This is a genomic window from Pseudomonas sp. V98_8 (assembly GCF_029967975.1).
GTDB lineage: Bacteria > Pseudomonadota > Gammaproteobacteria > Pseudomonadales > Pseudomonadaceae > Aquipseudomonas > Aquipseudomonas umsongensis.
On the sequence record NZ_JASCAE010000004.1, the window covers coordinates 125296 to 147451 of the forward strand.

Sequence of the window (22156 nt, forward strand, 5' to 3'; positions counted from 1 at the left end):
GGGGGATATCAGCCACAAATGTAGGAAGGGATCTGTCGAGGTAATTACAGTGGGCAAAAAAAAGCCCCGCCAAATTGGCGGGGTTGAGGTACGAGCGTGGCGCTCGGAAAACGTGAAACGCGACAGGCCCTCCCCTGAAGGAGGGCCCGCCGGTGTTACAGCAGGATGGTGCGGATGTCCGCCAGCAGGTCGCTCAGTCGCTTGGTGAAGCGAGCAGCAGCGGCGCCGTTGATCACACGGTGATCGTAGGACAACGACAGCGGCAGCATCAGTTTCGGCTGGAAGGCCTTGCCGTCCCAGACTGGCTGGATGGTTGCCTTGGAAACACCGAGGATCGCCACTTCCGGCGCGTTGACGATCGGCGTGAAGCCGGTGCCGCCAATGTGGCCGAGGCTGGAAATGGTGAAGCAGGCGCCTTGCATGTCGTCAGCGGTGAGCTTCTTGTCGCGGGCCTTGGCGGCCAGCGCAGCGGCTTCGGCTGCCAGTTGCAACAGACTCTTCTGGTCAACGTTCTTGATGACCGGTACGAGCAGGCCTTCAGGGGTGTCGACGGCGAAGCCGATGTTCACGTATTTCTTGCGGATGATCGCTTTGCCGCTTGGTGCCAGCGAACTGTTGAAGTCCGGCAGCTCCTTGAGCAGGTGCGCGCAGGACTTGAGCAGCAGCGGCAGGATGGTCAGCTTCACGCCGGCCTTCTCTGCAGCGGCTTTCTGAGCGATACGGAACGCTTCCAGCTCGGTGATATCAGCCGAATCGAACTGAGTCACATGCGGGATGTTCAGCCAGCTGCGGTGCAGGCTCGACGCACCGATCTGCATCAGGCGGGTCATCGGCACTTCTTCGATTTCACCGAAGCGGCTGAAGTCCACGACCGGAATCGGCGGGATACCCGCGCCGCCGGTTGCGCCAGCAGCGGCGGCCGGTGCTTCCTTGGCCTTCTGCATCATGGCCTTGACGTAAACCTGCACGTCTTCTTTCAGGATGCGACCGTGCGGACCGCTGGCGCCGACAGCGCTCAGCTCGACACCGAATTCACGAGCCAGTTGGCGTACGGCCGGGCCTGCGTGAACCTTGGCGCCAGGCTTGGCTGGAGCAGCAACCGGAGCGGCCGCAGCAGGTGCGGCGGCAGCAGGAGCAGGAGCAGGAGCAGCGGCTGGCGCAGGAGCGCTCGCAGCAGCGCCAGCAGGTGCCGGGGCAGCGGCAGGCGCTGCACCTTTGACTTTCAGCTTGAGGATCAGGTCGCCGGTACCGACTTCGTCGTCCAGCTTGATGGAAACGCTTTCCACCACACCAGCGGCAGGCGATGGAATTTCCATGCTCGCCTTGTCGGATTCCAGGGTGATCAGCGACTGATCGGCTTCAACCGAGTCACCGGCCTTGACCAGCACTTCGATGATCTTGGCCTTGCCCGCCGAACCGATGTCCGGAACGTGGATGTCCTGAACGCTGTCTGCAATGGGAGCAGCAGGGGCAGCTGCCGGAGCAGGCGCAGCGGCAGGTGCAGGCGCTGCAGCCTGGGCAGGAGCGGCGGCAGGTGCAGCAGCACCGGCCACTTCCAGGTCTAGGATCAGGTCGCCGGTGCCAACTTCGTCATTGAGCTTGACGCTGATGGCCTTGACCACGCCAGCGGCAGGCGACGGGATTTCCATGCTCGCCTTGTCGGATTCCAGGGTGATCAGCGACTGATCAGCCTCGACGGTGTCGCCGACCTTGACCTGGATCTCGATGATCTGGGCCTTGCCCGACGAACCGATGTCCGGCACGTGCACTTGCTGTACCGAAGCGGCAGCCGGTGCAGCAGCGGGCGCGGCCGGCGCTGGAGCTGCGGCAGGAGCAGGTGCAGCCGCAGCTTTTGCAGCAGGCGCAGCGGCAGCCGCTGGAGCCGCAGCAGCGGCGCCTTCGACTTCCAGTTCCAGCAGTTCGTCGCCTTCTTTCAGACGATCGCCCAGCTTCACTTTCAGGCTCTTGATGATACCGGCCTTCGGCGCAGGCACTTCCATGCTCGCCTTGTCCGACTCAAGTGTCAGGATGCTCTGGTCGGCTTCGATGCGGTCGCCGACCTTCACAAACAGTTCAATTACTTCACCTTCACCGCTGCCGATGTCAGGTACGCGAATGAGTTCGCTCACAGAATCTCTCCTCAGCAGTCCAGTGGGTTGAGTTTTTCCGGGTTGATACCGAACTTGGCAATGGCTTCAGCCACCACCTTAGGTTCGATGTCACCACGGTCAGCCAGTGCTTCCAGGGCTGCCAACACCACGAAATGACGGTCGACTTCGAAGAAATGACGCAGTTTCTTGCGGCTGTCGCTGCGGCCAAAACCGTCGGTGCCCAGGACTTTGAATTCCTTGGACGGTACCCACTGACGGATCTGCTCGGCGAACAGTTTCATGTAGTCGGTAGAGGCGATGACCGGACCTTTACGGCCATTCAGGCACTCTTCCACATAGCTCAGCTTAGGCTTCTGGCCAGGGTGCAGACGGTTGGTGCGCTCAACGGCCAGGCCGTCGCGACGCAGTTCGTTGAAGCTGGTAACGCTCCACACGTCGGCACCGACGTTGAACTCTTCACGCAGGATCTTCGCCGCTTCGCGCACTTCACGCAGGATGGTGCCGGAGCCCATCAGCTGAACGTGGTGTGCCGCTTCGCGGTTGTCTTCCTCGAGCAGGTACATGCCCCGCTTGATGCCTTCTTCGGCACCGGCCGGCATGGCTGGCTGCTGGTACGACTCGTTCATCACGGTGATGTAGTAGAAGACGTCCTGTTGCTCTTCGGTCATCTTCTTCATGCCGTCCTGGATGATCACCGCCAGCTCATAGCCGTAGGTTGGATCGTAGGTGCGGCAGTTCGGGATGGTGGCAGCCAGCAGGTGGCTGTGACCGTCTTCGTGTTGCAGGCCTTCACCGTTCAAGGTGGTACGGCCGGCGGTACCGCCGATCAGGAAGCCACGGGTACGGCTGTCGCCAGCGGCCCACGCGAGGTCGCCAATACGCTGGAAGCCGAACATCGAGTAGAAGATGTAGAACGGCAGCATCGGCTGGTTGTGGCTGGAGTACGAAGTACCGGCAGCGATGAAGGAGCTCATGGCGCCCGCTTCGTTGATGCCTTCCTCGAGGATCTGGCCCTTCTTGTCTTCCTTGTAGAACATCACCTGGTCTTTATCGACTGGCTCGTAGAGCTGGCCGACGGACGAGTAGATGCCCAACTGACGGAACATGCCTTCCATACCGAAGGTACGGGCTTCGTCCGGAATGATCGGCACGATGCGTGGGCCGATTTCCTTGTCCTTGACCAGTTGCGCGAGGATGCGCACGAAGGCCATGGTGGTGGAGATTTCACGGTCGCCCGAGCCGTCCAGGATAGCCTTGAGGGTATCGAGTGGTGGAGTCGGTACGGCGAAGCTCTGCGCGCGACGCTGTGGCACGAAGCCGCCCAGTGCGGTACGACGCTCGCTCAGGTAGCGGGCTTCGGCGCTGTTTGGCTCAGGCTTGAAGAACGGCAGGTTCTCCAGTTCTTCGTCCTTGACCGGGATGTCGAAGCGATCGCGGAACAACTTCAGGCTGTCGACATCGACTTTCTTGGTGTTGTGCGCGGTGTTTTTCGCTTCGCCGGCACCGGTGCCATAACCCTTGATGGTCTTGGCCAGGATGACGGTCGGTTGTTCTTTGTGGTTGACCGCTTCGTGGTATGCCGCGTAGACCTTGTACGGGTCGTGGCCGCCACGGTTGAGTTTCCAGATCTCGTCGTCCGACAAGTCTGCAACCATCGCCTTGAGTTCTGGCGAGTTGAAGAAGTGTTCACGTACGAACGCGCCGTCTTTGGCCTTGTAGTTCTGGTACTCGCCGTCGATGACTTCGTCCATGCGACGTTGCAGGATTCCGTCGACGTCCTTGGCCAGCAGTGGGTCCCAGAAACGGCCCCAGATGACTTTGGTCACGTTCCACTGGGCACCGCGGAACACGCCTTCGAGTTCCTGGATGATCTTGCCGTTGCCGCGAACCGGGCCGTCGAGGCGCTGCAGGTTGCAGTTGATGACGAAGATCAGGTTGTCCAGCTTCTCGCGGCCAGCCAGGGAGATCGCGCCCAGGGATTCCGGCTCGTCGCACTCGCCGTCGCCCAGGAAGCACCAGACTTTTTGCTTGCCGGCAGGAATGAAGCCACGGGCTTCCAGGTACTTCATGAAACGCGCCTGGTAGATCGCCTGGATCGGGCCCAGACCCATGGATACGGTCGGGAACTGCCAGAAGTCAGGCATCAGCCAAGGGTGTGGATAGGACGACAGGCCCTGGCCGTCGACTTCCTGGCGGAAGTTGTTCATCTGGTCTTCAGTGATGCGGCCTTCCATGAACGCGCGGGCGTAGACGCCTGGCGAAGTGTGGCCCTGGAAGTAGATCAGGTCGCCGCCGTGTTCGTCGGTCGGGGCCTGGAAGAAGTAGTTGAAGCCGATGTCATACAGGGTCGCGCTGGAAGCGAAGCTGGAGATGTGACCGCCGAGGTCAGAATCTTTCAGGTTCGTACGCATTACCATGGCCATCGCGTTCCAGCGTACCAGCGAGCGAATGCGGCGTTCCATGAACAGGTCGCCAGGCATGCGTGCTTCGTGGGTTACCGGGATGGTGTTGCGGTAAGGCGTGGTGATGGCGTAAGGCAACTGCGAACCGCTGCGGGTTGCGAGTTCACCCATACGGGTCATCAAATAGTGAGCACGGTCTTCGCCTTCTTTGTCGAGAACCGATTCCAGGGCGTCCAGCCATTCCTGGGTTTCGACGGGATCGAGGTCTTGCATGGCTTGCTCCAGGGCGGAAAGGCTACCAGAATCGGTTGCCTGAGTTAGCGACTGGCCTTGTGGGCAGACGTTATGAATTCTTGGATTGCCGATAGGTTGTTCCGGCGGTGTGTAGTTTTACTACAAATCATCCGGCATTTCAGCCTTGCTAATGTATATACGAGTAGTAAAACTACAGATGAGCGGCTTGTGGCCCCCGGCTGCGTTGTGAGAATAATCGTTAAGGTTGGTCTTTTGCCAACCGAAAAAGGTGAAACCTTGATGTTGGCTGCCAATAATAAAGAATTTTCAGCTATTTCTAACTTTTGTTCGACACTCCTTCAGGTAGTGGGGTTACGAGATTCACTACATGCAGCCTGTTACACGCCGATCAAGGATAGACCATGAGCCTGCCCCCGCTTGTCGACCTGCCCGCCATTCTCTTGCCGTTTGTCACCCGCGCCGAGCAGTCGTTCCATGCTGCTGTCGAGTCATTGGATGACGACCATGGCCTGTCCGCATGGACGCCCGAGCGCTGGGCGCAATTTTCCCGAGTAACTGCCGCCAGCGACTTTGTCACCGAGCAATCGGTGCGCGATCCGCTGATGCTGCTGGAGCTGGTGCGCTCCGGCGAACTGGACCGTGGCTATGCCCCCGGCGAGTTATGCGCGCAGATCGCTGCAGCCGTAAATGCCGCCGAGACCGATGAACAGCTCAGCCGGGCATTGCGCCGCCAACGGGCGCGCCACCAGGTGCGGATCGTCTGGCGCGACCTGACCCGCCAGGCCGATCTGGTCCAGACGTGCCGCGACCTTTCGGACATGGCCGATGCCAGCATCGACCAGGCCTATCAATGGTTGTACGCACGGCATTGCCAGCAGTTCGGCGTGCCCACCGGCCGGCGCAGCGGCGAGCCGCAGCAGATGGTCGTCCTCGGCATGGGCAAGCTGGGTGCGGTCGAACTCAATCTGTCCTCGGACATCGACCTGATCTTTGCCTATCCCGAAGGCGGCGAAACGGTCGGGGTCAAGCGCCCGCTGGACAACCAGGAATTCTTCATCCGTCTTGGCCAGCGCTTGATCAAGGCGCTGGACCCGATGACCGTCGACGGTTTTGTGTTCCGTGTCGACATGCGCTTGCGGCCCTACGGTTCGTCGGGTGCCCTGGTGTTGAGCTTCAACGCGCTGGAGCAGTACTACCAGGACCAGGGCCGCGACTGGGAACGCTACGCGATGATCAAGTCGCGGGTAGTGGCCGGGGATCAAGTGGCCGGTGCGCAATTGCAAGAGATGCTGCGACCGTTCGTATATCGGCGCTACCTGGACTTCTCGGCGATCGAAGCGTTGCGCACGATGAAGCAGTTGATCCAGCAGGAAGTGCGGCGCAAGGGCATGGCCGACAACATCAAGCTCGGCTCCGGCGGCATCCGTGAGGTGGAGTTCATTGCCCAGGCCTTCCAGTTGATTCACGGCGGTCGCGACCTGAGCCTGCAACAACGTCCTCTATTAAAAGTACTGAGTACGCTGGAAGGTCAGGGCTACCTCCCGCCGGCGGTGATCAGTGAGCTGCGTGAAGGTTACGAGTTCCTGCGTTACACCGAGCATGCGATCCAGGCGATTGCCGATCGCCAGACCCAGATGCTGCCGGACGGCGCCCAGGATCAGGCGCGCATTGCCTTCATGCTGGGCTTTGCCGATTGGCCGGCGTTTCATGAGCGCCTGATGTACTGGCGCGGCCGCGTGGCCTGGCACTTTGCTCAGGTGATCGCCGACCCTGACGAGGAGCAGGGCGCCGAAAACGAAGTGGTGGTCGGGGGTGAGTGGCTGCCGCTGTGGGAGGAGGCTCAGGATGAAGAAGCCGCCTGCCGACAGTTGCAGGAGGGCGGTTTCGCCGATGCCCCCAAGGCACTTAAAGCTTTGGCCAGTTTACGCGGCAGCCCGCAATTGCGCGCCATGCAGCGGCTGGGGCGTGAACGTCTCGACGCCTTTATTCCGCGCTTGCTGGCCCAGGCTGTCGAGCACGCCAATCCGGATCTGGTGCTGGAACGGGTGTTGCCACTGGTGGAAGCCGTGGCCCGCCGTTCTGCTTATCTCGTCTTGCTGACCGAAAATCCCGGTGCCCTGCGCCGCTTGCTGACCTTGTGTGCAGCGAGCCCGTGGATCGCCGAACAGATCACCCGCTTTCCGCTGTTGCTCGATGAGTTGCTCAACGAAGGCCGGCTGTTCAAGCCGCCGTTGGCGCCGGAGTTGGCCGCTGAGTTGCGCGAACGCCTGACCCGGATTCCCGAGGACGACCTCGAGCAGCAGATGGAAGCCTTGCGCCATTTCAAGCTGGCGCACCGCTTGCGGGTCGCCGCTTCGGAAATCGCCGGCAGCCTGCCCTTGATGAAAGTCAGCGATTACCTGACCTGGCTCGCCGAAGCGATTCTGGAACAAGTACTGGCCCTGGCCTGGCGGCAAACGGTCGCCAAGTACGGCACGCCGCTGCGCACCGATGGCACCTTGTGCGATCCCGGCTTCATCATTGTCGGTTATGGGAAAGTCGGCGGCCTGGAATTGGGGCATGGTTCGGATCTGGACCTGGTGTTCATCCATGATGGCGATCCACAGGCAGAGACCGACGGGCCGAAGTCGATCGATGGCGCGCAGTTTTTCACCCGGCTGGGACAGCGGATCATTCACTTGCTGACAGCGCAGACCAACTCCGGTCAGCTCTATGAAGTCGACATGCGCCTGCGTCCGTCCGGTGCATCCGGGCTGCTGGTGAGTTCGCTGGGGGCATTTGCGCGCTACCAGGAAAATGAAGCCTGGACCTGGGAGCATCAGGCGTTGGTCAGGGCGCGGGTATTGGTGGGTAGCGACGACGTCGGCCGGGCATTCGAGCAGGTTCGCGCAGCGATCCTGGGCAAGGCACGCGACTTGCCGACCCTGCGCCAGGAGGTCAGCGAGATGCGCGCCAAGATGCGCGATAACCTGGGCAGCAAGAGTACCGCGGCCGGCACCGGGGCAAATGCCTTCGAAGCCACAGTGCCCTTCGACCTCAAGCAGGACGCCGGAGGTATCGTCGATATTGAATTTATGGTGCAATACGCGGCCCTGGCGTGGTCCGAAACGTACCCGCCATTGCTGCGCTGGACAGACAACATCCGTATTCTGGAAGAATTGGAGAAGGCCGGGCTGATGCCTGTCGAGGACGCCACTCTGTTGCGTGAAGCTTATAAAGCTTACCGCTCCGCCGCCCACCGGCAGGCCTTGCAGAAGAATGCCGGGGTGATACCGGGCGACCAGTTCGCGGACGAACGGCGACAGGTCATGCGGATCTGGCATGAACTGGGGCTAAGCTGATATCGCGATAGCAGAAGCGACAAGATTCAAATGTGGGAGCGAGCCTGCTCGCGAAGAGGTCGTCATAAGCAACATGTATGCTGACTGTCACTCCGTCTTCGCGAGCAGGCTCGCTCCCACAGTAGATTTGCAGTGTTTTGTAGAATTCTCGAGGCGGGGAGGCGTAGGCCTCCCCGGTTCGTTTATGGAAACCACATGAAAATTCTGATCGTTGGGCCCAGTTGGGTCGGTGACATGGTGATGGCGCAGACACTGTTTCAGTGTCTCAAGCAACGCCACCCGCAATGCGAAATCGACGTGCTGGCCCCCGAGTGGAGCCGGCCGATTCTTGAGCGCATGCCCGAAGTTCGCCAGGCCTTGAGCTTCCCGCTCGGCCACGGCGCACTGGAACTGGCGACGCGTCGGCGCATCGGCAAATCCCTGGCCGGCCAGTACGACCAGGCGATCCTGTTGCCCAATTCCCTGAAGTCGGCACTGGTCCCGTTCTTTGCCGGCATCCCCAAGCGCACCGGCTGGCGTGGTGAGTTCCGCTACGGCCTGCTCAACGACGTACGCACGCTGGATAAAGAACGTTACCCGTTGATGATCGAACGCTTCATGGCCCTGGCCTACGAGCCAGGCCTTGAACTGCCCAAGCCTTACCCGCGCCCAAGCCTGCGGATCGACCCGGTGACTCGCGAGGCGGCATTGGCCAAGTTTGGCCTGGCCCTCGACCGCCCGGTGTTGGCGCTGTGCCCCGGTGCCGAGTTCGGCGAGTCCAAGCGTTGGCCGTCCGAGCATTACGCCAAGGTGGCCGAAGCGAAGATTCGCGAGGGCTGGCAAGTCTGGCTGTTCGGTTCGAAAAACGATCACGCCGTGGGTGAAGACATCCGTTCGCGGTTGATTCCCGGCCTGCGTGAAGAGTCGGTGAACCTCAGTGGCGGCACGTCGTTGGCCGAGGCTATCGATTTACTGTCCTGCGCCGATTCGGTGGTGTCCAACGACTCTGGCCTGATGCACGTCGCCGCCGCGCTGAACCGCCCGCTGGTGGCAGTCTATGGCTCGACGTCACCGGGGTTCACGCCACCCTTGGCCGAACACGTCGAGATCGTGCGCCTGGGCATCGAATGCAGCCCATGCTTCGACCGCACCTGCCGTTTCGGGCATTACAACTGCCTTCGGCAACTGATGCCGCAGGCGGTGAACGAAGCCTTGCAGCGTTTGCAGGGCACTGTGGTCGAGGTCAAATAGTTTGCGGGTATTGCTGATCAAGACTTCATCGCTGGGCGACGTGATTCATGCGCTGCCGGCGCTGACCGACGCCTCGCGGGCCATCCCCGGCATCACCTTCGACTGGGTGGTGGAAGAAGGCTTCGCTGAAATTCCGACCTGGCACCCGGCGGTGGGCAAGGTGATTCCGGTGGCGATCCGTCGCTGGCGCAAAAACCTCTGGCAGACCATCAAGAGTGGCGAGTGGAAGCGCTTCAAGCAGAGCCTTCGCGCCACGAAATACGATCTGGTCATCGATGCCCAGGGCCTGCTCAAAAGCGCTCTGCTGACCCGGTATGTGAAAGCCCCGGTGGCCGGCCTCGATAAAGGTTCGGCGCGCGAACCCGTCGCCGCGCGTTTCTATAACCGGCGCCTGGCGGTTGCCCGCGGTCAGCATGCGGTAGAGCGGGTGCGTCAGTTGTTCGCCATCGCCCTGGGTTATGACTTGCCCAAGGGGCTGGGCGACTACGGCCTGAGCGTCGAGCGCTTGGTGGAATTGCCGCGCAAGAACCCCTATGTGGTGTTCCTGCATGGCACCACCTGGGACACCAAGCACTGGCCTGAGGCCTACTGGCGCGAGCTGACCGAACGGGTCGGTTACCTCGGCGTGGGCGTGAAACTTCCCTGGGGCAACGGCGCGGAAAAGGCCCGTGCCGAGCGTATCGCTGCCGGCTTCAAGCACGTCGAGGTTTTGCCCAGGCTGAATCTGGCCGGGGTCGGCAAGGTGCTGGCTGGCGCGCAAGCCTGCGTGGCGGTGGACACCGGCCTCGGTCATCTGGCTGCGGCCCTTGATGTGCCAACGCTGTCGCTGTTCGGCCCGACCAATCCGGGCCTGACCGGGGCCTACGGCAAGTCGCAGATTCACATGGCCAGCGATTTCCCCTGCGCCCCGTGTTTGCAAAAGAAATGCACTTATCAACCGACGGCCGAAGATGCCAATCGGTTTGACCTGAAACGCGAGTGGCCATTGTGCTTCACGCGCCTGAATCCCGAGCGTGTCGCGAGCCGACTGAGCACGTTGTTACTGGCTGAGGAGCTGCGCTGATGCAATTGGCATTTGTCCTGTACAAGTACTTTCCCTTTGGTGGCCTGCAGCGAGATTTCATGCGCATCGCCCTGGAGTGCCAGAAGCGCGGACACCAGATTCGCGTCTACACGCTTATCTGGGAAGGCGAGGTGCCACCGGGTTTCGAGGTGCTGGTGGCGCCGGTCAAGGCATTCTTTAACCATCGGCGCAACGAAAAACTCAGTGAGTGGATGGAAGCGGACCTGGCCAAGCGTCCGGTGGATCGCTTGATCGGCTTCAACAAGATGCCGGGTTTGGACGTCTACTACGCCGCTGACGGCTGTTTCGAAGACAAGGCGCAGAACCTGCGCAATTCGCTGTACCGACGCTGGGGTCGCTACCGCCATTTCGCCGAGTACGAGCGTGCGGTGTTCGCCAAGGACGCCAAGACTGAAGTGTTGATGATTTCCGAGGTCCAGCAACCGCTGTTCATCAAGCATTACGGCACGCCACTGGAGCGCTTCCACCTGCTGCCGCCAGGCATTGCCCAGGATCGTCGCCGGCCGGTGGATGCGGACGAAATTCGTGCCGGGTTCCGCGCTGAATTCAATCTGAAGGACGATGACTTGCTGCTGGTGCAGATCGGCTCCGGGTTCAAGACCAAGGGCGTGGATCGCAGTCTCAAGGCCCTGGCCGGGTTGCCCGCTGATCTGAAGAAGCGCACCCGGCTGTTTGTAATTGGCCAGGACGACCCCAAGTTATTCCAGATGCAGAGCGCCACGCTGGGGCTCGGCGACAACGTGACGTTCCTCAAGGGTCGCAGCGATATTCCGCGTTTCCTGTTGGGCGCCGATCTGTTGATCCACCCGGCCTACAACGAAAACACCGGCACCGTGCTGCTTGAAGCATTGGTGGCTGGGTTGCCGGTGCTCGTCAGTGCGGTATGCGGGTACGCCCATTACATCGCCGAGGCCGACGCCGGCCTGGTGCTGGACGAGCCATTCGATCAAGTCCAGTTGACCCAGTACCTGACCGGTATGCTGAACGACGCTCAAGCAAGGGCGGCCTGGAGCCGCAACGGTTTGGCCTTCGCCGAGACGGCCGACCTCTACAGCATGCCGCAGCACGCGGCCGATGTGATTCTGGCGGAGCACGCTTAAATGAAGTTGATGCTGGCTGAACCGTTCAAGAGCCTCTGGGCCGGACGCGATCCGTTCGCCGAAGTCGAGGGCTTGCAGGGCGAGGTATACCGGGAGCTTGAGGCTCGCCGCACGCTGCGTACCGAAGTGAACGGCAACGGGTTTTTCGTGAAAATCCACCGTGGCATCGGCTGGGGCGAAATATTCAAGAACCTGCTGACCGCCAAGCTGCCGGTCCTGGGGGCTGGCCAGGAGTGGAAGGCCATCCAACGCCTGCAGGAAGTCGGCGTGCCGACCATGACCGCCGTCGCTTATGGCGAGAAGGGCACCAATCCGGCGGACCAGCATTCGTTCATCGTCACCGAAGAGCTGGCCCCGACTGTCAGTCTCGAAGATTACAGCATCAACTGGATCAAGCAGCCGCCCGAGCCAAAACTCAAGCGTGCGCTGATTGCCGAAGTGGCGCGCATGACCGGCATGATGCACCGTGCCGGGGTAAACCACCGTGACTGTTACATCTGCCACTTCCTGCTGCACACCGACAAGCCGGTGACCGCGGACGATTTCAAACTCTCGGTGATCGACCTGCACCGCGCCCAGACCCGTCCGACGATCACCGCGCGCTGGCGTAACAAGGATCTGGCGGCGCTGTATTTTTCCGCGCTGGATATCGGCCTGACCCGACGCGACAAGCTGCGTTTCCTCAAGGGCTATTTCCAGCAGCCGCTGCGCCAGGTCTTGAGCGAAGAAGCCGGTCTGCTGAGCTGGCTCGAAGGCAAGGCCAACAAGCTTTACGAGCGTAAACAGCGATACGGGGACGCGCTCTGATGGCAGGCTGGAGGCTTGAGCCTGCTTACAACGATCTGGCAGAAGACTTCGGCAGCCTTGATGCCGTGTTTGCGCTGCAAGGTGAGCGCCTGACCCGCGATCCGTTGTCGGAGGTCATTCGCGTCCAGCGCAATGGCGTCAACTATTACGTCAAGCGCTACGTGGGGGCGGGCAAGGGCTTGCGGCGCTACCTGGGTAAGCCACGGGTGAAAATGGAGTGGCAGAACCTCAAGCGTTTCGCCAAGTGGGGCATCCCCACCGCCGAGGTAGTGGCCTGGGGCCTGGAGCGGCGCGGTGCGGCGTACGATCGTGGGGCGATGATCACTCGCGAACTGCCACATACCGAAGACCTGTCGGCACTGGCCGAGCGGCACGATGCGAAACTGGCGGACCGCGCCTGGGTCGACAACATCAGCCGACAATTGGCCAGTTACACCCGCACAATGCACGAACATCACTTTACCCATAACGATTTGAAGTGGCGCAACCTGCTGGTCGACGATCAGGCCCGCCTGTTCCTGATCGACTGCCCCAACGGTGATTTCTGGAGCGGTTTCTGGCTCAAATACCGAATCACCAAGGACTTGGCCTGCCTGGACAAGGTCGCCAAGTATCAACTGTCGGCTACCCAGCGCCTGCGCTTTTACCTGCAATACCGCCAGTGCAGCCGACTCAATGCCGCCGATAAAAAGCGCATCCGGCACGTGGTGAGATTTTTCGAGGGACGCGAATGACTGATTTTCTGGCCGCTGAAGACCGTGCGCTGCTTGAGCGCCACGGCCTCGGTACTTTCGATGCGCTCTGGGCCCGGCAGCTCGATGCCGTGGACGAACCCAACACCTCGCGTGGAGGCTGGAGCAGCGTGTTTCGACTGGATCTGGAGGGTCAGGGTTTCTACCTCAAGCGTCAGAGCAATTACCAGATGCACACCTTGCACGCGCCCTTTGGCGAGCCGAGTTTTGCCCGGGAGTTTCGTAACATCAGCCGTTACGAAAAGCTCGGCATTCCAGCGCTGAAAGCGGCGTTTTTCGGTGAGCGCAAGGTCGACGGCGAAGTCCGTGCGATTCTCCTCACGCGCGCCCTGGACGGCTGGGATGACCTGGATGCGCTGCTGAAGCGCTGGTCGGACCTCGGCGAGGCACAACATGTGGCGATACTTCAAGCCTGCGGAAAACTGGCGCGGCACCTGCACGGCAAGCGTCAGGTGCATGGCTGTTTTTACCCCAAGCATATTTTCCTGTGTGCCACCGGTGACGGCTACCAGGCGCAACTGATCGATCTGGAAAAGACTCGGCCACTGCTGTTCGGCCAGCGGGATCGGGTCAAGGATCTGGAGCCGCTGTTGCGTCGGGCGCCGGAATGGAGCGAGGCACAGCTGCGCATTTTGCTGGCCGCCTATCTGGATCAATCTCAGGACAGCACGCTGATCGATAGCTGGCTGGCGCGTCTGACCGCGCGACGTAGCCATAAGGAGAAGCGCTGATGCGTTTGTCCGAGCTGAAGAACGCTGGCCGTCAGCCGAGCCTGCCCATCAGTCTTTCATTGGCCGATGCTGCCGGGCCGGCGCAGTTGCAGTTGCTGACCCTGTTGCGGGTATTGCCTGGGCAGCGTTATGTCGGTGCCGGTGTCTGGCGCGGCCGGCCGGTGCTGGCCAAGTTGCTGGTTGGCAACAAGGCGGCGCGGCATTTCCAGCGCGAGTTGGACGGCGTGCGACTGCTCTGCGCCCAAGGCCTGACCACGCCACTCCTGTTGGCTGATGGCCTGAAGGATGGCGAGGGTGGCTGGCTGCTGTTTGAGTTCCTCGAGGGTGCCCAGAGCCTGGGAGATGCCTGGCAGCAGGTGGAAGGCCTGCCGGTGCTGGCCGACGAGCAGTCAGCCGTGCTGGCGCAAGCCTTGGGTGCGATCGGCCAGATGCATCGAAAAGGTTTGTGGCAAGAAGACCTGCACCTGGACAACCTGTTGCGCCAGGGCAATCGACTGTATTTGATCGATGGCGCCGGGATCTGCAGTGAAACGGCGGGCCAGCCACTCTCGCGCCAGAAGGTCCTGGAAAACCTCGGGGTGTTTTTCGCCCAGTTGCCCAAGTCGCTGGAGCCGTTCACCGAAGAATTGCTGGTGTACTACCTGCTGAGCAACGGCGAGCATGCCCTGCCCATGGAGGCGCTGCAAAAGCAGGTCGACAAGGTTCGTAGCTGGCGCCTGAAGGACTTCCTGATCAAGACCGGTCGCGAATGCACGCTGTTCAGCGTCCGGCGCGGTGCGTTCGGCTTGCAGGCGATCCGTCGCGAGGAAGAGGCGGCAATGCTGCCGGTATTGGCCCAGGCTGATGCCTTGCTGGATCAGGGGCATCTGTACAAGACCGGCGGCGCGGCGAGCGTCGGCAAGGTCGAGGTGGACGGTCGTACGCTGGTGATCAAGCGGTACAACATCAAGGGTTTCGCCCACTGGCTCAAGCGCTTCTGGCGCCCGAGCCGCGCCTGGCACTCCTGGCGCGAGGGCAATCGCCTGGCCTTCCTCGGCATCGCCACGCCCAAGCCGCTGGCGGTGCTGGAAAAGCGTTTTCTCTGGTTGCGCGGTCGTGCCTATCTGATCACCGAGCATCTGCCGGGGCCGGACATCATCGAGCGTTTTGCGCCGTACATTGAAAGCGGCGATGCTCCTGAGGCGGAGCTACTGGCGCTGGATCACCTGTTCGCCGAATTGATTCGTGAGCGCATCAGCCACGGCGACTTCAAGGGCCACAATCTGTTCTGGCAGCAGGATCGTTGGGCGCTGATCGATCTGGATTCGATGTGCCAGCATGGCTCGCTCGCCAGTTTCGCGCCGGCGTATGCTCGGGATCGGGCGCGGTTCATGCGCAACTGGCCTGAGACAAGTGCGCTTTATCAGGTCATCGATCAGCGATTGCCCAAGGACATCTCTGGCGCGGCCTGAGTCCCTTCAAAAGATAGGCGGACAAGTTCCTGCGAACGGTCCTACATGATTTTGAGAAGCCATGAACTGTGGCCTGAATGACCGCGATGCTAGTTTGCCTGACGCTTTCGGAGGGCAGGCTTTGACGATCAAGACGGTAGTTGCATCAGGTGTCATCTCACTGGCTTTGACAGGGTGCGGGACCGTCTCGACGGTCTTTCAGGACGAGGCCGACGCGGCCCATGGCCTTCGACGGCAAAAAACCTATTGTCAGTCCATTCCTCGGGTCTACAGCGGCCTGGCCTACGATTTTTGCATCTTGAATGCGCCGCCCGATCCAACCGGCATCTACGTCCCGGTCATTTTGGTGGACCTGGTGTTAACCGGTGTGCTGGATACTGTTGTCCTGCCGTATACGATTTACCGGCAGGGCATGGATGGCAATATCCGCATTTACTGGCGGCCTGCGGGCGGGTAACCAGCGGCAAGCTCCACACCGCGGTCGCTTGCAGCTTGCCGCTAGAGGCTTGAAGCTGCTTTTAAGCTATAATCCCGCCCTTTAGCTGTCTCTCGCCCGTTGCGAGGGCACATTAATTTTTGAGGCGCATCGCGCCTGCACGCAGACTAAAGAGGCTAGACCCCTGTGGCATTGACGATTCTTGGCCTGTCCGGCGCCCTTAGCCATGATCCTTCCGCAGCCCTGTACATCGACGGCAAGCTGGTCGCGGCGGCGGAAGAAGAGCGCTTCGTACGCGATAAACATGCAAAGAACCGCATGCCCTACGAGTCGGCGAAGTTCTGCCTGGAGCAGGCAGGCATCAAGCCGTCCGACGTTGACGTGGTGGCGATTCCGTTCGCCCCGATCAGCATTTTCGGCAAGGCTCGCTGGCAGTACGCCAAGCGTTACTGGTACGCCCCGGACCGTGCACTCGACGCGATCCTGATGGGCAACCGTCGCTACAAGCGCTATCGCAACAAGATCGTCTGGTGCCTGGAGCAACTGGGTTTTGATCCGAAGAAGATCAAGATCGAGCCGGTTGAACACCACCTGGCCCACGCCTCCAGCGCCTATCACTGCTCCGGTTTCAAAGAGAAAACCGCGATCCTGGGCATCGACGGCAAGGGCGAGTACGCCACGACCTTCTTCGGTTATGGCGAGAACGGCAAGATCCACAAGATCAAGGAATTCTTCGATCCGGACTCCCTCGGCGGCCTGTACGGCGCGATCACCGAGTTCCTCGGTTTCGACATGCTCGACGGCGAGTTCAAGGTCATGGGCATGGCGCCGTACGGCGACGCCAGCAAGTACGATTTCTCGCGTTTGGCTTCGTTCGAAAACGGCGAGCTGGTGATCAACACCGACTACGCCAACGTGATCGGCCTGCGTCGCTATAAAGAGAAGGGCAAGGGTTACTACTTCTCGCCGAAGCTGATCGAGTGGCTGGGTCCGAAGCGCGAAGGCGACATCGCCGACGAGCCTTACATTCACTATGCCGCCAGCATTCAAGCGCTGTTTGAAAAAATTGCCTTGCAGATGATCGACCATTACCTGGGCGACGTGCTCAAGGAAACCGGCAAGCTGGCCTACGCCGGTGGCTGTGCGTTGAACGTCAAGCTCAACCAGAAAATCATCGCTCGCGACGACGTCAAGGAGCTGTTCGTACAGCCGGCATCCGGCGACGCCGGTACTGCGGTGGGCGCGGCAGCCTATGTGTCCCATGCCCGCGGCGTACCGGTCGAGAAGATGGAACACGTTTACCTCGGTCCGTCGTACAGCAACGAAGACGTGATCGCGGCCTGTGCTCGTCACGAGAACAAACCAACGTGGCGCAAGCTCGACAACATGCCCGAGCAGATCGCCAAGATCATGGTCGACGGCAACCCGGTGGCCTGGTTCCAGGGCCGCATGGAGTTCGGTCCGCGCGCGCTGGGCGGTCGTTCGATCATCGGTTGCCCAAGCGTGGCCGGCGTGGCCGATCGCATCAACCACCAGATCAAGTTCCGCGAGCGCTGGAGGCCTTTCTGCCCGTCGATGCTCGACACCGTCGCACCACAGATGATCAAGATCGATCACCCGGCGCCGTTCATGACCTTCACCTTCGAAGTAGCTGAAGAGTGGAAAACCCGTGTGCCGGAAGTCGTTCATGAAGACGGCACGTCCCGGGCCCAGGTGCTCAAGCGCGAATACAACCCACGCTACTACGACATGATGAAGGCGCTGGAAAACCTGACGGGCAACGGCGTGTCGCTGAACACCTCGCTCAACCGTCGTGGCGAACCGATGATCTGCTCGCCGACGGACGCCTTGAACATGTTCTTCGGTTCGGATCTACAGTATCTGATCATGGAAGACATCCTGGTGGTCAAAGAGGGCGCGGACACCTATGACACGCTCGGCTGAACGCCATGTGCTGCAGTTTTGTCACGGCTATGACGGGCCGTTCCTGGACTGCGCCCGGCAGTACGCCAGCCTGTTCGCGGGCACCGGCTATCGCGTGACCACGGTGTTTCTGACCGGGGTCGCCGACGCCGAGGTGGCCGCCGGTTGCGCCTCGGATGAAGTGTTGTTCATGGAGTACAGCTCCAAGGCCATTCGTGGCCTGAAGCTGGGCGCCATTGGCGATCTGCGCAAGATCGCCGCGTCGCGCAATTTCAGTTTCTGCATTGCCCATCGCTTCAAGCCGATCTACATCGCCTTGCTCGGCACCTCGTTGCCGGTGATTGGCGTGCACCATGCGTTTGACGATTACAAGCGCGGCACACGCAAGCTCTTCGCGCATATTTTCCGCAAGCGCCTGAGCCTGCTCGGGGTGTCCGATGCCGTGCGTGATGACATGCGCCAATGCCTGCCGAAGTGGCCGGCGGCAAGGATCCAGACACTCTATAACCGGATCGATGTACCGGCTTTGCAGGCTAGCCAGGTGTCGGCTCGCGAGGCGCGCGAGACCCTTGGCCTGTCTGCGGATGCCTGGATCGTCGGCAACGTCGGACGTCTGCACCCGGACAAGGATCAAGCCACGTTGCTGGAAGGTTTTGCCCAGGCGCTCCCCGGGTTGCCGGCCAACAGCCAACTGGTCATTTTGGGTAGCGGTCGTCTGGAACAGGATCTGAAGGCCCAGGCTCTCGAGTTGGGGATTGGCAACCGGGTACTGTTCCTTGGTCAGGTCCCTGAGGCCCGGCGGTATTTCAGCGCTTTCGATGTGTTTGCCCTCAGTTCCGATCATGAACCATTCGGCATGGTGCTGCTCGAAGCCATGGCGGCGGGCGTGCCATTGCTCGCAACGGCCTGTGGCGGAGCCAAGGAAGTGGTCGAAGGCGTTGGTATCCTGTTTCCCCTGGGCGATGCCGAGCACTTGGCTCAAGGCCTGCAACATCTGGCCGCAATGGACGAGCAGCAACGTCGCCAGTGCGCCGAGTTGATGCTTGAGCGCCTGCGTGAACGCTTCTCCGACCGCGCGGTGCGCGATGCTTTCTGGCACCTGCCGCACGTTACCGAACTGGCACAGAGGGGCTGATGCTCAACCGATTTCAAGGCTGGCGCGAACGCGGCTGGTCGCTATCCGATGCCTCGACTTATGCCGAGGCCTGGCAGCGTTATGGCGGCAGCGTCGCCACTCACCCGCTGGTGGTCGAGCGCCTGGCGCGGCTCGCCGACATCCCAGTGCGATACCTGGCGTGGGAGCAAGGCGGCGAAATCAAGGCGGCGATTCCGACCTGGGGTCGCGACCTTGCCTTGTCCAAGGACGTGCTCAAGCGTCACGGCAAGAAGGGCTTGTTCGACCTGGGCAATGCCGAAATCATCCTGCCGGCTGCCGCCGATGCCCAGGCACCTTTGCGCCATCGTGGTCGCTACTTGTCGGCGCTCAACGAAAACCGTTTCACCGGTATCAGGCTGCAGGCCGAACAACTGGCCATGGCCCGCACGCCCGAAGAGTTGTCGAAGAAATTTCGCTACAACCAGCGTCGCGAACTCAGGTTGCTGGAGGAGGCGGGTGGCGTCGTGCGAGCGGTTTCCGAGTTTTCCAGCCAGCAGCTGGGCGCGATTTATTGCGATTTGTTCCTGCGCCGCTGGGGTTTCCCGGCGACCGGTGCCGAGCGCATGGCCGAGGTCATCGAGTTGTTGCGCGAGTTTCTGATCGGTTCGGTGATCTTCCTCAATGATGCCGCCATCGCCATTCAACTGGTTTATCGCGTTGAGACGCCGCAATGGATCAGCGTTGAATACATCAATGGCGGTGTCGATCCCGAAACCCGCGAGTTCAGTCCCGGTAGCGTACTGAGTTTTCTCAACACCCAAAGCGCCTGGGAGCACGCCAGGGCACTGGACAAGCCCCTGCGCTTTTCCTTTGGCCGTGCCGACCGGGAATACAAGGATCGCTGGTGCAACCCTGTGCCGGTCTACACCGTATGAGTCAAGCCATGACCCGCAAACAGCAATTGCTCAAGCGCCATCGGCGCAATAAACGCATCGGTCTGCTGGTCGCGCTGGTGCTGTTGATCCTGTCCGGCATCCTGGTGGTGTGGTGGTTGCCACTGGTGCTTGCGCTGCTGGGCTGGGTGGCGCACGAAGCCTGGTTTGCCGATCACCTGTTCTATAGTGCCAAAGACGACTATCAGTACACCTTTACGCCCTATACCCCGCAGCCCAAGGTTCACCTGAACGGGGAGCACCTGCGCCTGGATGAGGGTGTCATGCTGGTCGACGACGCGACGCTGGTGCTGGCGCTCAAGGTAAAAAGCACGTGGCTGGGCCGCTTCTTCGATCCAGTGGTCGAGTTGACGGGGGGCGACAGCCCTGACCGGCAGACCTTCGAACGGGGAGTGGACGGCCTGCGTTACCTCAACCTCAGCGGCCAGGCCCAAGTGCTGTCGCGCGGTGAGTTGCGGCTGCGTGGGCGATTCTGCCGGCTACAGGGTGAGCCTGTGTTGTGGGCTTTTGAACATCCGGACTTTCGCCGTCAACGAGTGATGGTCATCGCCCCCCATGCCGATGATGCCGAGCTCGCGGCTTACGGTTTGTACAGTCAGGCGGACGAGGCCTGGATCGTGACGCTCACCGCCGGTGAAATCGAAGCCGAACATTATCAGCGCATGGGCATGAACAAGGTCGAGGCGGCGCGCCTGAAAGGCCGTTTGCGTGCCTGGGACAGTATTGCCGTGCCGCGCTGGGCGGGAGTGCCGCCAGGCCATTGCGTGCAGTTGGGCTATTTCTGTTTGCAACTGGAAGCCATGCAGGCATCGCCCGCCAAGCCGATAGGTTCACGGGAAGCGGATTTGCATGACACCCGGTTATTTCGCCAATTGAACCCGTTTGGCCTGCCGGGCGATGTCGATGGCGCGCCCACCTGGAACAATCTGCTGGCAGATCTGCAAGCCCTGCTGTTGCGTGCCCGGCCTGAGGTAATTGTATTGCCGCACCCGACCCTTGATCCCCATCCCGATCATTTCTGTGCGCAGGCAGCAGTGCTCGAAGCGCTCAAGGGGCTTGATTGGCAACCGACGCTGTTGGGCTATGCCAATCACCTGCATGACAACGATCGCTGGCCGATGGGTGACACCGGCACCGGTATTGCCCTTCCTCCGGTATTCGATCTTGGTCAGCAGATGCATCCCTACTGCCTGCAGCTTTCCCAGGCTCAGCAGCGTGACAAGGCAATGGCATTGGCGATGATGCACGACCTGCAACCGCCGCCGCCATTCAAGCGTCGCTTGCGGCGTAGGTTGCAGCGGTTGCTGGCGGGCCGGGCCGGTTCGCGTTACGGCGAAAATGAATTTTTTCGCAAGGCTGTGCGGCGCCAGGAACTGTTTTGGCGTTTGTAAAGTGTCATGGGCCTGAAGGTCGGCCGTCTGAGGGCAGGTCCGGTTTCAGGTGTTGCTCCATTTGCCTGTTGTGGCAAGGAAGACGATGAAAGTTCTATTTCTGGTGCAGAAAGATCAGCGGGCCATCCTGGACCGTCTGTACGACGGGGTGGCGGCTCATTGCGAGTGCGACTTGCGGTGGTTGAGCAGCGAGGAACAGCGCAACCTGCGCAGTTATTTCCGGCGTGAAGTCGATGTGTCCCGGTACGACCGGATCGTGTTTTTCCTGCGGTTCAAGCAGGAGATCCGCCAGGTCGGATTTATCCGCACGATTCCCAACCTGGTCATCCTCGAGCACGATGCCTACCAGAACTACATTCCTTGCAAGTACACCGGTAAGTTCAGTGCGCACTACCGTCGATTGCCATGGGCGCGAGTCATCAGTTCCGGTTTCGTTGTCACCGAGCGCCTGCGTTCGGAGGGCTTCGATGCAGTGTTCGTTCCCAAGGGCTACGACCAGACGCAGCTTGAAGATCAAGGGCGCGAGCGGGATATCGAGCTGGCGTTCGTTGGCAGTACCAACAGCGTTGCCTATAGCGGCCGCAAGGCGCTGCTCGATGAGCTGGCGAGTGTCGAACCCCTGGTTGTCACGCGTACCAAATCCGGCGAGGAATACCGCGATACGCTTAACCGCATTCGCTTTTTCGTCAGTGCGGACGTCGGCATGGGCGAATTCATGATCAAGAACTTCGAAGCCATGGCCTGTGGCTGTGTCTTGCTAGCCTATGACCAGGGTGCCGCGGAATGCCAAGCGCTGGGCTTGCAGGATATGCACAACGTGGTCTTGTATCGGGACATTGCACAGCTTCAGGAAAAGCTCGCCATTCTGCGCAGCGACCCGCAACTGGCGCAGCGTATCGCGCACAACGGTCAGGAGCTGGCGGTCAGCCAGTTCAGCTTTGCACGCATCGGCCAGCGTATCGTCGAGGAGCTTGAGCCCGCACTGCGTGCTCGTGCGCCGCTGAGTCTGTTGGAAAGAATTCGACTCAATTTGGGTGTTTGACAAGTGTAGGCCGGCCATTGATATTGCTGACCACTTTTACCCTATTGAGAA

The 22156-nt window shown here is 60.8% G+C and carries 16 protein-coding genes; 14 read left to right on the forward strand and 2 right to left on the reverse strand.

Features of this window, described 5'->3' with window-relative positions; all coding sequences use genetic code 11:
* Positions 1-155 precede the first annotated feature (155 nt).
* Positions 156-2129 carry a dihydrolipoyllysine-residue acetyltransferase gene (gene aceF / locus QLG10_RS04495; protein WP_282485760.1) on the reverse strand — a complete coding sequence of 658 codons (1974 nt, stop codon included), beginning with the start codon at positions 2127-2129 and terminating at the stop codon, positions 156-158.
* A gap of 11 nt (positions 2130-2140) precedes the next feature.
* Positions 2141-4786: a pyruvate dehydrogenase (acetyl-transferring), homodimeric type gene (gene aceE, locus QLG10_RS04500; protein ID WP_179056889.1), complete on the reverse strand. Its 2646-nt coding sequence runs from the start codon at positions 4784-4786 to the stop codon at positions 2141-2143.
* Between the two features lie 383 nt (positions 4787-5169).
* Between aceE and glnE the strand changes: the two genes are divergently transcribed.
* The 14 genes from glnE (at position 5170) to QLG10_RS04570 (ending at position 22105) form a co-directional block, all read left to right on the forward strand.
* Positions 5170-8109, forward strand: coding sequence for a bifunctional [glutamate--ammonia ligase]-adenylyl-L-tyrosine phosphorylase/[glutamate--ammonia-ligase] adenylyltransferase (gene glnE / locus QLG10_RS04505; RefSeq protein WP_282485765.1), 2940 nt, complete (start codon positions 5170-5172; stop codon positions 8107-8109).
* Positions 8110-8304: 195 nt separating this feature from the next.
* A complete protein-coding gene (waaF, locus tag QLG10_RS04510) occupies positions 8305-9339 on the forward strand; it encodes a lipopolysaccharide heptosyltransferase II (protein WP_110754084.1) in 1035 nt (344 codons plus the stop codon).
* Position 9340: 1 nt separating this feature from the next.
* Positions 9341-10402 (forward strand): lipopolysaccharide heptosyltransferase I, encoded by a 1062-nt coding sequence (gene waaC / locus QLG10_RS04515; protein WP_188264579.1) that lies wholly within the window; start codon positions 9341-9343, stop codon positions 10400-10402.
* The gene (locus QLG10_RS04520; RefSeq protein ID WP_110754079.1) at positions 10402-11523 is read left to right on the forward strand and encodes a glycosyltransferase family 4 protein; all 1122 of its coding nucleotides are present in this window, start codon (positions 10402-10404) and stop codon (positions 11521-11523) included. Before waaC ends, QLG10_RS04520 begins: the two co-directional genes overlap by 1 nt.
* A complete protein-coding gene (gene rfaP, locus QLG10_RS04525; RefSeq protein WP_282485768.1) occupies positions 11524-12330 on the forward strand; it encodes a lipopolysaccharide core heptose(I) kinase RfaP in 807 nt (268 codons plus the stop codon).
* Positions 12330-13064, forward strand: a complete 735-nt coding sequence (locus QLG10_RS04530) for a lipopolysaccharide kinase InaA family protein (protein WP_188264581.1) — start codon at positions 12330-12332, stop codon at positions 13062-13064. The genes rfaP and QLG10_RS04530 overlap by 1 nt, the downstream gene beginning before the upstream one ends.
* Positions 13061-13813, forward strand: a complete 753-nt coding sequence (locus QLG10_RS04535) for a lipopolysaccharide kinase InaA family protein (protein ID WP_110754075.1) — start codon at positions 13061-13063, stop codon at positions 13811-13813. The genes QLG10_RS04530 and QLG10_RS04535 overlap by 4 nt, the downstream gene beginning before the upstream one ends.
* On the forward strand, positions 13813-15264 hold the full coding sequence (locus tag QLG10_RS04540; RefSeq protein WP_110754073.1) for a lipopolysaccharide kinase InaA family protein: 1452 nt from the start codon (positions 13813-13815) through the stop codon (positions 15262-15264). The genes QLG10_RS04535 and QLG10_RS04540 overlap by 1 nt, the downstream gene beginning before the upstream one ends.
* A 61-nt stretch (positions 15265-15325) precedes the next feature.
* Positions 15326-15721, forward strand: a complete 396-nt coding sequence (locus tag QLG10_RS04545) for a YceK/YidQ family lipoprotein (protein WP_188264584.1) — start codon at positions 15326-15328, stop codon at positions 15719-15721.
* A 165-nt stretch (positions 15722-15886) separates the two neighbouring features.
* The gene (locus tag QLG10_RS04550) at positions 15887-17644 is read left to right on the forward strand and encodes a carbamoyltransferase (RefSeq protein WP_110754068.1); all 1758 of its coding nucleotides are present in this window, start codon (positions 15887-15889) and stop codon (positions 17642-17644) included.
* Positions 17628-18758, forward strand: coding sequence for a glycosyltransferase (locus QLG10_RS04555; protein WP_110754066.1), 1131 nt, complete (start codon positions 17628-17630; stop codon positions 18756-18758). Before QLG10_RS04550 ends, QLG10_RS04555 begins: the two co-directional genes overlap by 17 nt.
* Positions 18758-19654, forward strand: a complete 897-nt coding sequence (locus QLG10_RS04560) for an antimicrobial resistance protein Mig-14 (RefSeq protein WP_188264586.1) — start codon at positions 18758-18760, stop codon at positions 19652-19654. Before QLG10_RS04555 ends, QLG10_RS04560 begins: the two co-directional genes overlap by 1 nt.
* A gap of 8 nt (positions 19655-19662) precedes the next feature.
* Positions 19663-21063, forward strand: coding sequence for a PIG-L family deacetylase (locus tag QLG10_RS04565; RefSeq protein ID WP_188264587.1), 1401 nt, complete (start codon positions 19663-19665; stop codon positions 21061-21063).
* 85 nt (positions 21064-21148) lie between these two features.
* Positions 21149-22105 carry a glycosyltransferase gene (locus tag QLG10_RS04570; RefSeq protein WP_110754062.1) on the forward strand — a complete coding sequence of 319 codons (957 nt, stop codon included), beginning with the start codon at positions 21149-21151 and terminating at the stop codon, positions 22103-22105.
* The last annotated feature ends 51 nt before the right edge of the window (positions 22106-22156 follow it).